At 68.2% G+C, this 13,575-nt stretch carries 10 protein-coding genes; 4 read left to right on the top strand and 6 right to left on the bottom strand.

Going from position 1 to position 13,575, the window contains the following annotated elements; translation table 11 throughout:
* Positions 1-76: 76 nt before the first annotated feature.
* Complete coding sequence (locus tag AC099J_RS17355; protein WP_479616526.1) at positions 77-1,255, bottom strand: alpha/beta fold hydrolase; 1,179 nt, start codon at positions 1,253-1,255, stop codon at positions 77-79.
* A gap of 171 nt (positions 1,256-1,426) precedes the next feature.
* Positions 1,427-2,329 (bottom strand): LysR family transcriptional regulator, encoded by a 903-nt coding sequence (locus AC099J_RS17350; RefSeq protein ID WP_479616525.1) that lies wholly within the window; start codon positions 2,327-2,329, stop codon positions 1,427-1,429.
* A 75-nt stretch (positions 2,330-2,404) separates the two neighbouring features.
* Between AC099J_RS17350 and AC099J_RS17345 the strand changes: the two genes are divergently transcribed.
* Together AC099J_RS17345 and AC099J_RS17340 are read left to right on the top strand one after the other, a co-directional pair.
* Entirely contained in the window at positions 2,405-2,842 is a 438-nt protein-coding gene (locus tag AC099J_RS17345) for a PACE efflux transporter (protein ID WP_479616524.1), read from the top strand.
* A 257-nt stretch (positions 2,843-3,099) separates the two neighbouring features.
* Entirely contained in the window at positions 3,100-4,365 is a 1,266-nt protein-coding gene (locus AC099J_RS17340; RefSeq protein ID WP_479616523.1) for a GGDEF domain-containing protein, read from the top strand.
* Between the two features lie 33 nt (positions 4,366-4,398).
* Here the strand turns inward: AC099J_RS17340 and fumC are convergent, their stop codons facing one another.
* The 3 genes from fumC to AC099J_RS17325 all read right to left on the bottom strand — a co-directional run bounded on the left by fumC (position 4,399) and on the right by AC099J_RS17325 (position 10,088).
* Complete coding sequence (gene fumC, locus AC099J_RS17335; RefSeq protein ID WP_479616522.1) at positions 4,399-5,784, bottom strand: class II fumarate hydratase; 1,386 nt, start codon at positions 5,782-5,784, stop codon at positions 4,399-4,401.
* A gap of 74 nt (positions 5,785-5,858) precedes the next feature.
* Positions 5,859-8,747 carry a response regulator gene (locus tag AC099J_RS17330; protein WP_479616521.1) on the bottom strand — a complete coding sequence of 963 codons (2,889 nt, stop codon included), beginning with the start codon at positions 8,745-8,747 and terminating at the stop codon, positions 5,859-5,861.
* Positions 8,748-8,771: 24 nt separating this feature from the next.
* A complete protein-coding gene (locus tag AC099J_RS17325) occupies positions 8,772-10,088 on the bottom strand; it encodes an ATP-binding protein (protein WP_479616520.1) in 1,317 nt (438 codons plus the stop codon).
* Between the two features lie 277 nt (positions 10,089-10,365).
* Here AC099J_RS17325 and AC099J_RS17320 point away from each other — a divergent pair, with 277 nt between their 5' ends.
* Both AC099J_RS17320 and murI read left to right on the top strand, forming a co-directional pair.
* Complete coding sequence (locus AC099J_RS17320) at positions 10,366-11,919, top strand: fumarate hydratase (protein ID WP_479616519.1); 1,554 nt, start codon at positions 10,366-10,368, stop codon at positions 11,917-11,919.
* A complete protein-coding gene (gene murI / locus AC099J_RS17315; protein ID WP_479616518.1) occupies positions 11,916-12,764 on the top strand; it encodes a glutamate racemase in 849 nt (282 codons plus the stop codon). The genes AC099J_RS17320 and murI overlap by 4 nt, the downstream gene beginning before the upstream one ends.
* On the opposite strand, the gene AC099J_RS17310 is transcribed toward murI, so the two are convergent.
* Positions 12,761-13,396, bottom strand: a complete 636-nt coding sequence (locus AC099J_RS17310) for a DUF6806 family protein (protein ID WP_479616517.1) — start codon at positions 13,394-13,396, stop codon at positions 12,761-12,763. The two genes, murI and AC099J_RS17310, sit on opposite strands and share 4 nt — an antisense overlap.
* Between the last annotated feature and the right edge of the window lie 179 nt (positions 13,397-13,575).

Genomic DNA, 13,575 nt, shown 5'->3' with positions numbered 1-13,575 from the left:
CGAAGGCTGGCGCACCGGCGTTCGACGCGCCCGCACTGGGCTGACCATGCCCGGTCGCGCCGGCCGCACTTCCCGATCAGTCCTTCAGGAACGCCAGCAACGCCTCATTGAATGCCGCGGCATGCGACACATTGAAGCCATGCGGCGCACCGGGCACCGTCACCAGCTGACTGTGGGCGACGGCACGGTGCGTCCGCTGGCCAGATCCTTCCAGCGGCACGATGCCGTCTGCATCCCCGTGGAGCACCAGCGTGGGCACGGTCACCTTGCGCAGATCGTCGCGGAAGTCCGTTGTGCCGAACGAGCCCATGCACGCCAGCGCCGCGTGCTGCGCCGACTGCTGGCATAGCGCCACGGCATCGGCCCGCTCCTGCTCGCTGACCTTGAGCACCCCGCCGGCCGAGAAGAAGTCGCGGGTGAACTGCTGGAAGAATGCATCGCGGTCGTTTTCCAATCCCGACTTCATCTCCTGCGCCTTCTCCGGTGGCAGCGGCCCCTCGGGATTGTCGGCCGTCTGCATCAGATACGGCGGCACCGCTGCCGCGAACACGACGCTGCGCAGGCGCGCCTCACCGTGCCGCCCGACGTAACGGGCCACCTCGCCGCCGCCCATCGAGAAGCCCACCAACGTCACATCCTGCAAATCGCACTGGTCCAGCACGCGCTGCAGATCGTCGGCCAACGTGTCGTAGCCGTAGCCCGCCTGCGGCTTGTCCGATCGGCCGAAGCCGCGCCGGTCGTAGGCCACCACGCGGTAGCCTGCTGCACGCAAGGCCGAGACCTGCGGCTCCCATGCCTGGGCGGACAGCGGCCAGCCATGGATCAGCACGACCGGCCGGCCTGAGCCGCCGCTGTCCTCGACATGCAGGTGGACCGCCTCTGTGGCAGCCTCCGCCGTGTCCGCGATGTTGTCTGTTGTGGCCTCGTTGGCGCTGTTGGCGCTGTTGGCGCTGGCCGCGATGCTGGCCGCAGCGGTGCCCAGTGCACCCGCTACGGCGCCGACCGCAGCGCCGATCACCACGCCCACCGGCCCACCCAGCGCGACGCCGATGGCGGCACCGGCCGCCGTGCCCGCCATGGCGCCACCGCCGACCAGCACCGAGTTCGCCTCGCGGGCGACCTCGAACGGTTCCAGCGGCATTTGCGCCTCAGGCCGCGGGTCCTGCGACGGAATGCCGAGGCCAGGGCGCGCCTGGGTGACCAGGTCCGTGTCGACGACGGCGGTATCGCCGGTGAGCTTGTCAGTCGTGTTCATGTGCATCTCCTTGGAGGCCGGGCGAGCAAGGCCACTCGCGATGCTTCGTTGTATGGCGAGCGGCGCGCCCGGCGCGCCATCGGGCGGGCCGTGCCGCTGTCGGACGGCGGCCTGTTCCACGCCGTCCAGCACGCCGTTCGTCACATGCTCCACACGCCGTTCAGGGGGCCGTCAGTCAATCGACGGGCCCGCTTCGGCGGACTGCGCCATCCCCTCGATCAGGTGTCGCGCGCCCAACCCCAGCGGCCGCTCGCGCGACCACACCACGTCGACCCACAGCGCTTGCGCGTTGGTAAGCCCCTGTAGCGGCAGCAGGCACAGCGTGCCGGCGTCCAGCCGCCACTGCACGATGCTGCGCGGCAGCCAGCCCCAGCCCAGGCCGGCTTCGAGCAGGCCACAGGCGGCTTCGGGGCTGTCGGTGTGCCACAGGTGCCGCGCGAACAGCACGCGCGTGTCGGCCACGCCGGCATCGCGCCCGGCAATCACGATCTGGCGCGTGGCGACCAGGTGCGACTCGCCCAGCGGCTCGGTCTGCCGCAGCAGGGGGTGCTGTGGCGCGGCCACCGCCACCAGCGTCTCGTCGCCCACCTGCTGAAAGCCTTCGCGACCGTCGAGCTTGGTGCGCTCGAACACCAGCGCCAGCTGCACCCGGCCGGTGTGCAGCAACGCCAGCGCGTCGGACTGCGGCGCCACCAGCACTTCCACATCCAGCAACGGGTACTGCGCCGCCAGACGCGCCAGCGGGGCGCTCCAGCGCGCCGACAGCAGCTCGGGCGCGATCGCCAGTGTGAGCCGCTCCTCCAGCCCTTGCGTTAGCGCCAGCGCGTGGGCGTCCAGCTCGCGCAACTGCAGCGCCAGCTGGCGGGCCTGCGGCTCCAGCGCACGGGCCGCCGCCGTAGGCTGGGGCTCACGCCCGCTGCGGTCGAACAGCTGCAGCGCCAGCTCTGCCTCCAGGTTCGCGATCGCCATGCTGACGGCCGAAGGCACGCGCTTCAATGACCGTGCGGCCGCCGAAAAAGAGCCGTAGTCCAGCACGGCGAGAAACAGGAGGACGTTGTCGGAGCTGAAGGCCATGTGGCCAATCTATCAGTCGAGTTGACATGAGCTGACTTTTTCTTTCAACACAAGGCCCATAAAGTTCAACCCATCATGCAAGGAATCCAACGCAAAGTCGTCTATGTCGCCCTCTACGAAGGCTTCGCCATCCTGTTCGCCAGCATCGGGCTGGCCGCGCTGTCGGGCGCCGGTGCCGGCAAGTCGACGGCGCTGGCCGTGGCCTGCTCCGTCATCGCCGTGATCTGGAACCTCGCGTTCAACACCCTGTTCGAGGCTTGGGAGGCGCGCCAGCCAGTGCGTGGTCGGTCGGTGAAGCGGCGCATTGCGCACGCCATCGGCTTCGAGGGCGGGCTGGCGGCGGTGCTGGTTCCGCTGTTCGCCTGGTGGCTGAACATCGGGCTGTGGGAGGCGCTGGTGTTCGACACCGCGCTGCTGCTGTTCTTCCTCGTCTATACCTTTGTCTTCAACTGGGGATTTGACCGGGTGTTCGGGCTGCCGGCGTCGGCCAGCGCGGCGGCGCAGCCGGCCTGAGCCCGCACGGCACCCGAACGTTCGCTTACGCATCGACATCTTGCTGTCGGCGCTTTTCGCATGGTTGCGGGCCATGATCGTCACATGGACCAGTGGCCAGCGCGTTCGTTGACCGAGTACCGGTGGGTGCGCGGCGGCGGCTCCCGCACCCGTATCCGGGCTCTCCGGGCCACGTTCGGCTGGCATACTGCAGCCGCCCTTGATCAGCTGCAGATTCGCATGAACTGACAGCGCATCCACCACCGGCCTGAGACTGGATGATGCACAGCGACCCCTTGCTCGTCGGCAATGCCGAGATCGATCCGTCAGCGCTCGACAGGCAGGTACTGGCCGAGCAGATGCAGCAGTACATGACGCGTGCGCGCATCACGGGGGCCAACGGGCCCATCGCGTCGGCCTATCTGGTGCTTCTCAAATGGGACGTGGCCGACCACTCCTGGTTGATCGGCTGGTGGTGCCTGCTGCTGTGCGTGGACATGTTCTCGTTCGTGCACAGTACCGTTTACCTGCGCCGCGCGACCCCGATGTCGACCGAGACGATGCTGCGCTGGCGCAACCGGCAGATGGTGAGCCAGACGTTGGCCGGTCTGGTCTGGGGCTGTTCCGCCATATTGAACCGGGATGTGGCACAGATCGAACTGCAGGCGGCCATGGTGCTGGTGGTGGTCCACAACGTGGTGGTGATCGGCATGTTGTCGTTCCCGCGCGCCGCCACCAGCTGGACGCTGGCCATCTGGTCCGTGCCGACCGCCGTGTTGCTGTGGCATGGCACCCCGCAGCACCTGCGCCTGGCGCTGGGCATCGGCGTGCTGGTCGGCTCGCACAGCTTTTACTTCTCGAGCGTTTCCAGCCGCGTGGTGGAGGGCATCCGCAAGCGGCTGGAGGCCGACGCCTTGGCCCTGGCGCTGAGGGTCGCTGCCGAGCGCATCCACGAACTGGCCACGCGCGACGATTTGACCGGTGTCTACAACCGCCGGCAGGGCATGAAGCTGCTCAACGACTGGACCTGCCAGCCTGGCGAGCGCCACGACGCCCGCGATGCGCAGCCCAAGGGCCTGGCCCTGTTGATGCTGGACGTCGATTTTTTCAAGCGCGTGAACGACGTGCATGGCCACCCGGGCGGCGACGAAGTGCTGCGGGAGGTGGCGCGCCGGCTGCGCACGGGCCTGCGCGACACGGACGCCATCGCGCGCGTGGGCGGCGAGGAGTTCATGGTGCTGCTGCCCCAGGTGTCGCCCAGCGACGCCATCGAACTGGCCGAGCGGTTGCGCTCGGTCGTTGCGCAGCAGCCCGTGCTGCTGCCTGCCGGAGTGCAGGTGACGATCTCGATCGGGTTGGCCCTGGTGCGCCCCGACGAAGACATCGATGCGGCCATGTCCCGGGCCGACAAGGCGCTGTACACAGCCAAGGAAAGCGGGCGCAACCGCGTCGTGCTTGCACCGGACCACAGCGCCGGACCGGGCCCCACCCCATCGCCGGCCGGCTCCAGGGGCATCGGCCCGTCTGCCGTACACGCTGCCTGAGGCCGGGCACGGCGCCTGGGCTTGCGGCACTGCTCAGCGCCCCACCATGTCCCCGGCCACCACCCACTGGTCGAACTGTTCGCCGGTCACGTAGCCCGAGGCGATGGCCGCCTCGCGCAGACTGGTGCCTTCCTTGTGGCCCTTCTTGGCGATGGCGGCGGCCTTGTCGTAGCCGATGTGCGGATTCAGCGCGGTCACCAGCATCAGCGACTGTTGGACCAGGTCGGCAATGCGCTCGACGTTGGGCTCGATGCCCACCGCGCAGTGGTCGTTGAAGCTGCGCATGCCGTCGGCCAGCAGGCGCACGCTTTGCAGGAAGTTGTGCGCCACCAGCGGGCGGAACACATTCAACTCGAAGTTGCCGGAGGCGCCGCCGATGTTGATGGCCACGTCGTTGCCGAACACCTGCGCGGCCAGCATGGTCACGGCCTCGCTCTGCGTGGGGTTGACCTTGCCCGGCATGATGGACGAGCCGGGTTCGTTCTCGGGGATGCTCAGCTCGCCGATGCCACTGCGCGGGCCGCTGGCCAGCCAGCGCACGTCGTTGGCGATCTTGTTCATGCTGGCAGCCAGCGTTTTCAGCGCCCCGTGGGCATGCACCAGTGCGTCCTGCGAGGCCAGCGCTTCGAACTTGTTGGGTGCCGTCACGAACGGCAGGCCGGTGATGCTGGCCAGCTCTTGTGCCACGCTCTCGGCATAGCCCTTGGGCGCGTTGAGGCCCGTGCCTACGGCGGTCCCGCCGAGCGCCAGCTCGTACAGATGCGGCAGCGCGGCCTGCACGTGCCGCTGGCCGTGTGCGAGTTGCGCCACCCAGCCCGAGATCTCCTGGCCCAGCGTCAGCGGCGTGGCGTCCTGCAGGTGCGTGCGGCCGATCTTGACGATATGGTCGAACGAACGGGCCTTGTGGTCCAAGGTGTTCTTGAGCAGCGCGATGGCGGGCAGCAGCTGGTTGGTCAGCGCGTCGACCGCGGCCACATGCGCGGCGGTCGGGAACACGTCGTTGGACGACTGGCTCTTGTTCACATCGTCGTTGGGGTGCACCAGACGGCCTTCGCCGCGCTCGCCACCCAGCAGCTCGCTGGCGCGGTTGGCGATCACCTCGTTCAGGTTCATGTTGGTCTGCGTGCCGGAGCCGGTCTGCCAGACCACGAGCGGGAATTCATCGGCGTGCTGGCCGTCGATGACTTCCTGCGCGGCGCCGACGATCGCGTCCTTCTTCTGCGCGTCCAGCAGGCCCAAGGCATGGTTGACGGTCGCCGAGGCCCGCTTGACCTGGGCCAGCGCACGGATGATCTCGCGTGGCTGGCGCTCACCGGAGATGTCGAAGTTCTGCAACGAACGCTGCGTCTGCGCGCCCCACAGCTTGTCGGCAGGCACCTCGATGGGGCCAAAGGTGTCGCGTTCGGTACGGGTGGACATGAGGGTGTGCGCTCGAAGATTCGGGAGCAAATGGTAGCGATTCTCAATCTCGCACCGACCCGTGGCCGGGGCGGCTACGGCGACAGCAGGGTCATGTCGTCCAGCCTTCGTTCCGCCGCGTCGAAGTCGAATTCCGCCAGCGCGGCGCACACGCGCTGGGCGGCACGCGCCTGCGCGCTGCCTTGCAGCAGGGCCGCCAGTTCCGTCGCAGCCTGTGCCGCCAGGACATCGCTGTCCACAATCATGGCGCGCCGCTTGGCGACCAACGTCTGCAGAACGGCCGGATCGGGCAGCTCGGCATCAGGCTTGTCCGTGTCGGTCAAGCGAAGCAGGCCGGGCTGCACCTGTGCGATGGCCTGCAACGCCTCGACCTGCAAGGCATCGATCCGCGCGGCCGGCTGGCCCTGTGCACACGCAGCCTCCAGTTCGGCGGCCGCCCGCTCCACGGCCTGCGCCCCCAGGTTGCCTGCCATGCCCCGCAGCGTGTGCGCGCAACGCGTGGCGCTGGTGGGGTCGGCATCGCTGCGGGCCTGCGCGAATTGCTCGGCGAACCGGCCCACCGCAGCGCTGAGGCGACCCAGCAGCCTGCGGTACAGGGCCGTGTCGTTCAGGCAGCGCTGCAGACCGCGCGCCACATCGATGCCGGGCAGCGGCGGCAATCCGTGTGCGGGCTGGCCATGCGCGGGCATGGCGCTCGGCGTCTCGGCGGCCGGCGCCGCAGCGCCTGCCGGCGGTGCGGCCGGGGCCACCCAGCGGGCGATGGTGGCAAACATGCTCTCCACGTTCAGGGGCTTGGCGATGTAGTCGTTCATGCCGGCAGCGATCACCTTGTCGCGCTCGTCCAGCATGGCATTGGCCGTCATGGCGATGATGGGCAGCTGCGCCCAGGCCGGGTCGCGGCGGATCTGCGCTGCGGCCGTGTAGCCGTCCATCACCGGCATCTGGCAGTCCATCAGCACCCCGTCGAACGCCATGCCCTGTGCGCTGTCCCGGTGCAGGATGTCCAGCGCCTCCTGGCCATGCTGGGCCACCACCACCCGAATGCCCGCACCGGTCAGCAGATGCGTGGCCAGTTCCTGGTTCAGCGCGTTGTCCTCCACCAGCAGCAGCCGCGCACCGCACAGTTGCTGCCGGGCGCCGGTGTGCGGGTCGCGCGGCTCGCGCAGGGCGTCGTCGCCGGACGAGCGCAGGCCCAGCGCCACGCCCACGGCCTGCCGCAGGCTGGCCAGGGTCACAGGCTTGTGCACCACGGCGCGAAGCGGCACCTGCTGACGGGCGGCCAGGCTCTGGATCTCGCCGGCCGAGCCGGTCGTCAGCAGCACCACGGCAGGCAGCGCCTGCAGGTGCTGCTGTTGCATGGCAAGCGTGCACTGCAGCCCGTCCATCGATGACATGTGGTGGTCGATCAACACCAGCTCGAAAGGCTGGCCATCGGCCACGGCCTGTGCCACCTGGCGCAAAGCATCGGGTCCATCGACGGCCAGGGCAGCCGCCACGCCCAGGCTGCCCAGCAGGCGCTGCAGGATGTCGCGCGCCACCGCGCTGTCATCCACCACCAGGACGCGCCGCCCTTGCAACGCAGGCATCGGCTCGGGGCCCGGGCTGTTCGCCTCGCGTCGCTGGAACCCGCAGGAGACCTGGAAGTGGAAGGTGGAGCCGATACCGGCTGCACTTTCCACCCAGATACGCCCGCCCATCTGCTCCACCAGGCTTCGGGAGATGGCCAGACCCAGCCCCGTGCCGCCGTATTTGCGGGTGATGGAGGTGTCGGCCTGGCTGAACGACTGGAACAGGCGGGCGCATTCGGCCTCGGTCATGCCGATGCCGGTGTCGCGCAGCCAGAAATGCAGACCGCCGGGCCTGCCAGCCCCGCCCGCGTCATCGGCAATGCGGCGCACGCCCACCACGATGTCGCCGGTCTCGGTGAACTTGACGGCGTTGTTGCCCAGGTTGAGCAGAATCTGGCCGAGGCGCAGGGGGTCGCCCACCAGGGCCGTGGGCAGGTCGGCGGGGATGTCGAAATGCAACTCCAGGCCTTTGTCCACCGCCTTCTGCCCGACCAGGTTGGCCAGGTTGTCCAGCACGTCCTCGAGCTGGAAGTCGAGCGCTTCGATGTTCAGCTTGCCGGCCTCCATCTTGGAGAAGTCCAGGATGTCGTTCAGGATGCCCAGCAGGTTCTCGGCCGCCCGGTGCACCTTGGTGATGTAGTTGTGGGCATCGGGCGCCAGGTCGAGCTGCAGCGCTAGGTGCGACATGCCGATGATCGCGTTCATGGGCGTGCGGATCTCGTGGCTCATGTTGGCCAGGAAGTCGCTCTTGGCGCGGGTGGCCTCCTCGGCCTGGTCCTTGGCCACGGCCAGAGCGGTGTGCGCCGCCTGCAGCCGGGTTTGCGCTTCGGTGCGCTCGGCCACCTCCCGCGTCAGCTCGGCGGTGCGCTCCTGGACGCGCCGCTCCAGGCTCTGGTTGAGCGCGCTGTAGCGCTCGTCGGCCAGGCGCAGCTGCGCGATGTCGTGGTAGGCCCGCAGCGAGGCCAGTGTGGCGGTGTAGAGCTTGTCTGCCGACAGGTTGGTCTTGTTGATGTAGTCGTTGATGTCGAAGTCGCGGATCACCTGCCGCTCGGGCGCCTGGCCGGGCTGGCCGGTGCGCAGGATCAGGCGCACCGCGGTGTTGCCTAGCGTGTGGCGGATGTGGTTGACCAGGTCGAGCCCGGCGGTGTCGGTCTCCATCACCACATCGATGAACGCCACCGCCCAGTCGCCATGCAGCGCCAGTTGCGCGCGCGCCTCGGCCGCGCTGTAGGCGCTGACGAAGTGAATCGGACGGCCCAGGTACGCGCAGTCGCGCAGCGTCAGCCGCGTGATCACATGCACCTCGGGCTCGTCATCGACCAGCAGCACGCGCCAGGGCGCTTCAAGTGCTGCTGCAGGGGCCAGCGCACTGGTGGCGGTCGACCTCTTAAACATGCCGCCCTTCGCCCTCGACCCCTTTCACGCGGCTGCCCGTTGTTGCGGCAGATGGCAGGTGAAGACTGCCCCCTGGCCCGGTGCGGTCTGCAGGTGGATGCGGCCCCCGAGCTTTTGCGACACGAGGTTGAAGACCACGTGCATGCCCAGCCCGCTGCCCCCGCCTTGCCGGTTGGTGGTGAAGAACGGGTCGAACACCTTGCGGGCGACCTCCTCGGACATGCCGCGCCCGTTGTCGCGGTAGGTCAGCACCCATTCGGCGCCTGCATCGGCCAGCGCGATGTGGATCTGGGGATCCGCCTGGCCCGGCGTGAAGCCGTGCACCAGCGAATTGCTGATCAGGTTGGACAGGATTTGCGACCAGGCGCCGGGGTAGGTGGTCACGACCAGATCGGCCGGGCAGTCCACCTGCGTGGCCACGCTCGCATGGCGCAGCGCCTGCTTGTGCGTGAGCAGCACGTCCTGGATGTAGGTGAGCGGCTGGAAGCTGCGGATCTCGTCGTGCGTCTGGTCCACCGCCACCAGCTTGAAGCTCTTGACGAGGTCGGCCGCCTTCTCCAGGCTGATGAAGATCGAGTGCGACAACTGCTTGGCATCGGCCAGGAACTGCTCGAACTCGGACTCCTCCAGCTGGCCCGCGCGGAACTTGGTCTCCAGCTGCTCCACCATGTGCTTGAAGTGCGACGAACCGGTCAGCCCCAGGCCCACCGGAGTGTTGATTTCATGGGCGATGCCAGCCACCAGGCCACCCAGCGCCGCCATTTTTTCGGCCTGCGCCAGATCGTGCTGCGCCGTCTGCAGCTGCAGTTCGGCGGCCTGGCGTTCCTTGACTTCCTGGGCCAGCGCCTGGTTGGCCTGCACGAGCTCCTGGTTGTGCCGGATGACGAGGAAATCGGCTTCGATGCTTTTCTTGATCTCCCACATCAGCTCGATGTACTTCTGGGGATAGTCGCGGGTCTTGCTGTCCAGCACGCAGATGGTGCCGAACACGTCCTTGGGGCTCCATTCCAGCGGCACGCCCAGGTAGGAGATCATGTTCAGCGCGATGTCGGGGTTCTTGTCCCACTGCGGGTCCTGCAGCGCATTGGGCACATGCAGCAACTGGCGCGTGGCCATCACGGTCTCGCAGTACAGGCCGGTGTTGAGCTGCGCCTTTTCGGCATGCTCGTACGGATTGCCCTCGGTGTCGCTGGACAGCAGCACCTCGATCTGTTCGGGCAACACGCGCATCATCAGACCCGCTGGCACATCGAAGATGCGGGCCATGACATCGATCGTGTCTTGCCACTTCTGCAGGAATTCCGGCGGAATCCGGGGTTGGTCAAGGGACATGGTGGGCATGGAGCGGCTCTCGGTGGGGCCAAGCCGTGGACTTGGGTCTTGGCAAGGACTGACAGATTGCGTGGGCATGACGGACCCGGCTGGCCGGACCACCCGCCCAGCTGCCACGTTATAGCGCCCAGCGGCCCCGTCAAGCACCTGCGGGCGGCCCTGCGCGCCCGGCTGTCTGCGGATGCGGGGAGAAGCTGCCACACCACGGCATCCCCCGCTCCCGTGCACTGGCCGAGCGGCAGCGCGCGATAATTTGTCCGCCTTCCACAACGACTCCCCACGCCCCATGACCACGACCATCCGGCAGGCGGACTTGATCGAATCGATCGCCGCCGCGCTGCAGTACATCTCCTACTACCACCCGACCGACTACATCGCCCATCTGGCGCGCGCTTACTCGCGCGAGCAGAGCGCGCCGGCCAAGGACGCCATCGCGCAGATCCTGACCAACAGCAAGATGAGCGCGACGGGTCAGCGCCCCATCTGCCAGGACACCGGCATCGTCAACGTGTTCCTGAAGGTGGGCATGGACGTGCGCTGGGAAGGCTTCACCGGCAGCCTGGACGACGCCATCAACGAAGGCGTGCGCCGCGGCTACAACCACCCGGACAACACGCTGCGCGCCTCGGTTGTGGCCGACCCGCACTTCGCGCGCAAGAACACCAAGGACAACACGCCGGCCGTGATCTTCACCGAGCTGGTGCCCGGCAACACCTTCGACGTGACGGTGGCGGCCAAGGGCGGCGGCAGCGAGAACAAGAGCAAGATGGTCATGCTGAACCCCAGCGATTCCATCGTCGACTGGGTGCTCAAGACCGTGCCGACCATGGGCGCCGGCTGGTGCCCGCCCGGCATGCTGGGCATCGGCATCGGCGGCACGGCCGAGAAGGCGGTGCTGATGGCCAAGGAATCCTTGATGGACGACCTGGACATGTACGAACTGCAGGCCAAGGCCGGCCGGGGTGAGAAGCTCGACCAGGTCGAAGAGCTGCGGCTGGAGCTGTTCGAGAAGGTCAACGCGCTGGGCATTGGGGCGCAAGGGCTGGGCGGCCTCACCACCGTGCTGGACATCAAGATCAAGATGTACCCCACGCATGCGGCCAGCAAGCCGGTGGCGATGATCCCGAACTGCGCGGCCACGCGGCATGCGCACTTCGTGATGGACGGCTCCGGCCCGGTGTACCTCGACCCGCCCAGCCTGGACCTGTGGCCGCAGGTGAACTGGGCGCCCGACTACAACAAGAGCAAGGCCGTCAACCTCAACACCCTGACCCGCGACGAGGTCGCCGCCTGGAAGCCTGGCGAGACCCTGCTGCTCACCGGCAAGATGCTGACCGGCCGCGACGCCGCGCACAAGCGCATCCAGGACATGCTGGCCAAGGGGGAAAAGCTGCCAGTGGACTTCACTAACCGCGTCATTTATTACGTCGGCCCGGTCGACCCGGTGAAGGGCGAGGCCGTGGGCCCGGCCGGCCCGACGACCGCCACGCGCATGGACAAGTTCACCGACATGATGCTGGCCGAGACGGGCCTGATCTCCATGATCGGCAAGTCCGAGCGCGGCCCGGTCGCCATCGAGGCCATCAAGAAGCACAAGAGCGCCTACCTGATGGCCGTGGGCGGCGCCGCCTACCTGGTCAGCAAGGCCATCAAGACCGCCAAGGTCGTGGGCTTTGCCGACCTGGGCATGGAAGCGATCTACGAATTCGACGTGGTCGACATGCCGGTCACCGTGGCGGTGGACTCCGGCGGCACCAGCGCCCACATCACCGGCCCGGCCGAGTGGCAAAAGCGCATCGCCAGCGGCGAATTCAAGGGCATCGAGGTCGCCTCGGCGTGAGCGGCCCGGGCTGGCCTGCGGGCGAGTCCATGGGCGATGGGCGGCCGATCGGCGTGTTCGACAGCGGCACCGGCGGCCTGTCGGTGCTGCGGGCACTGCGCGCGGCGCTGCCGCACGAAGACTTTCTCTACTGCGACGACAGCGGCTTCGGCCCCTACGGTGAACGCGACGAGGCCTTCGTCGTCGAGCGCACGCGCGCCAACACAACAGTCTTGCGCGGCCACGGCATCAAGGCGCTGGTGATCGCCTGCAACACCGCGACCGCCGCCGCCGTGGAGGGCGTGCGCGCGCTGCATCCGGATCTGCCGGTGGTGGGCGTGGAGCCGGCCCTCAAACCCGCCTTGAGCGTCAGCCGCACCCGGCGCGTGGGCGTGATCGCCACACGCGGCACGTTGGCCAGCGGCCGGTTCCAGAAACTGCAGGCGTCCGTCGGGGGCGATGTGCAATGGCTGCTGCAGCCCTGCGACGGCCTGGCCGCAGCGATCGACGCCTCGGCACAGAACGGCGACGACCGCCCGGTGCAGGCGCTGTGCGCGCACTACCTGGCGCAGATGGGCGCGTTCGGATGCGGCCCGGGCGAGATCGACACGCTGGTGCTGGGCTGCACCCACTACGTGCTGGTGCAAACCCAGCTCCAAGCGCTGGTCGGTCCCTGGGTGCGGTTGCTGGACAACGGCGAGGCCATTGCCCGCCAGACCGTGCGCCGTCTGGGGCCTGGCGGCCTGGCGCACCGCGCTGAACCCGGGCGGCTGGGCTTGCTCAGCAGCGGCGATGCGGCCCAGCTGAGCCGCGCCGTGCGGCACTGGCTGCGGGGCACGCAGCCGCTGGCCGGCGCGCTGGCCTAGTGCAGATGGCGCGGCCGCCGGCCGCCGCCATGGCCGCCGGCGCCGCCGGAGCCTGGGCCGCCGCGCGAGGGCTTGCCCAGATCGAGTGAATTGGTCAGCGCGTCGAACCGCTCACCGAACAGCTTGTCAATCTGGTCGACCACACCGCTGAGCTCGCTGGCGTCGAAGTGACGCTCCATCGTGTGGATCACGTCCTGCACCAGCAGGTCGCGCTGCACCTGCATGATTGCGGCCGGGTTGGGCCCGACGAACAGCATCAGGAAATCGTCGCGCGACTCGTCGTCGTCCGCGCCCTCCTCGTCCTCGTCGAAGTCGGTGTCGTAGAACGTCACCTCGATCGCCGCACCCAGCTCGGACAGCTCGTTCAGGCTCATGCACATCTCGTCGAGCGCCTGCTTGAAGTCTTCATCGCCCGGGACGGTCCAGCACATGTCCAGCATGCGGTCCGCCGGCTCGAAGCGGATGCCGGGCTCTTCCTCGTAGGAACTGGCGGCAGCTGCCGCGAGCGAACGCGCGCCAGCGTACTTCCACAAGGGCTTCAGTGCCTCCTGGATGAGTTCATAGGTCACGTCGGGGCGCAGTTGCACCTGGCCATGCACGTGGATCTCGAAGGGGGCGTGGTAGCGTGACATAAGAGGCATGGTAATCGTGTGCGGCTGATGTGCCAATCCGCGCATCAGGCCATCCGCCCGCAGGTGGGGCAGCTCGCGTCGGGGGTGTCGAATGCCGGGTCGAACCGGCCATCTTCCTTGCGCGAAACGTGCGATTCTAAGTCCCCGCGCCAGCTCGCCAAGGCCGCGCCAGCGCCCCG

The sequence above is a fragment of the Rhodoferax sp. RT4P68 genome (assembly GCF_056521305.1).
This window is presented reverse-complemented; position numbering and strand designations above follow the sequence as displayed.

Excerpts from the sequence above, each read along its gene's own strand:
- AC099J_RS17355 (WP_479616526.1), bottom strand. The coding sequence starts at position 1,255 with ATGAACACGACTGACAAGCTCACCGGCGATACCGCCGTCGTCGACACG.
- AC099J_RS17350 (WP_479616525.1), bottom strand. The coding sequence starts at position 2,329 with ATGGCCTTCAGCTCCGACAACGTCCTCCTGTTTCTCGCCGTGCTGGAC.
- AC099J_RS17345 (WP_479616524.1), top strand. The coding sequence starts at position 2,405 with ATGCAAGGAATCCAACGCAAAGTCGTCTATGTCGCCCTCTACGAAGGC.
- AC099J_RS17340 (WP_479616523.1), top strand. The coding sequence starts at position 3,100 with ATGATGCACAGCGACCCCTTGCTCGTCGGCAATGCCGAGATCGATCCG.
- fumC (WP_479616522.1), bottom strand. The coding sequence starts at position 5,784 with ATGTCCACCCGTACCGAACGCGACACCTTTGGCCCCATCGAGGTGCCT.
- AC099J_RS17330 (WP_479616521.1), bottom strand. The coding sequence starts at position 8,747 with ATGTTTAAGAGGTCGACCGCCACCAGTGCGCTGGCCCCTGCAGCAGCA.
- AC099J_RS17325 (WP_479616520.1), bottom strand. The coding sequence starts at position 10,088 with ATGCCCACCATGTCCCTTGACCAACCCCGGATTCCGCCGGAATTCCTG.
- AC099J_RS17320 (WP_479616519.1), top strand. The coding sequence starts at position 10,366 with ATGACCACGACCATCCGGCAGGCGGACTTGATCGAATCGATCGCCGCC.
- AC099J_RS17310 (WP_479616517.1), bottom strand. The coding sequence starts at position 13,396 with ATGTCACGCTACCACGCCCCCTTCGAGATCCACGTGCATGGCCAGGTG.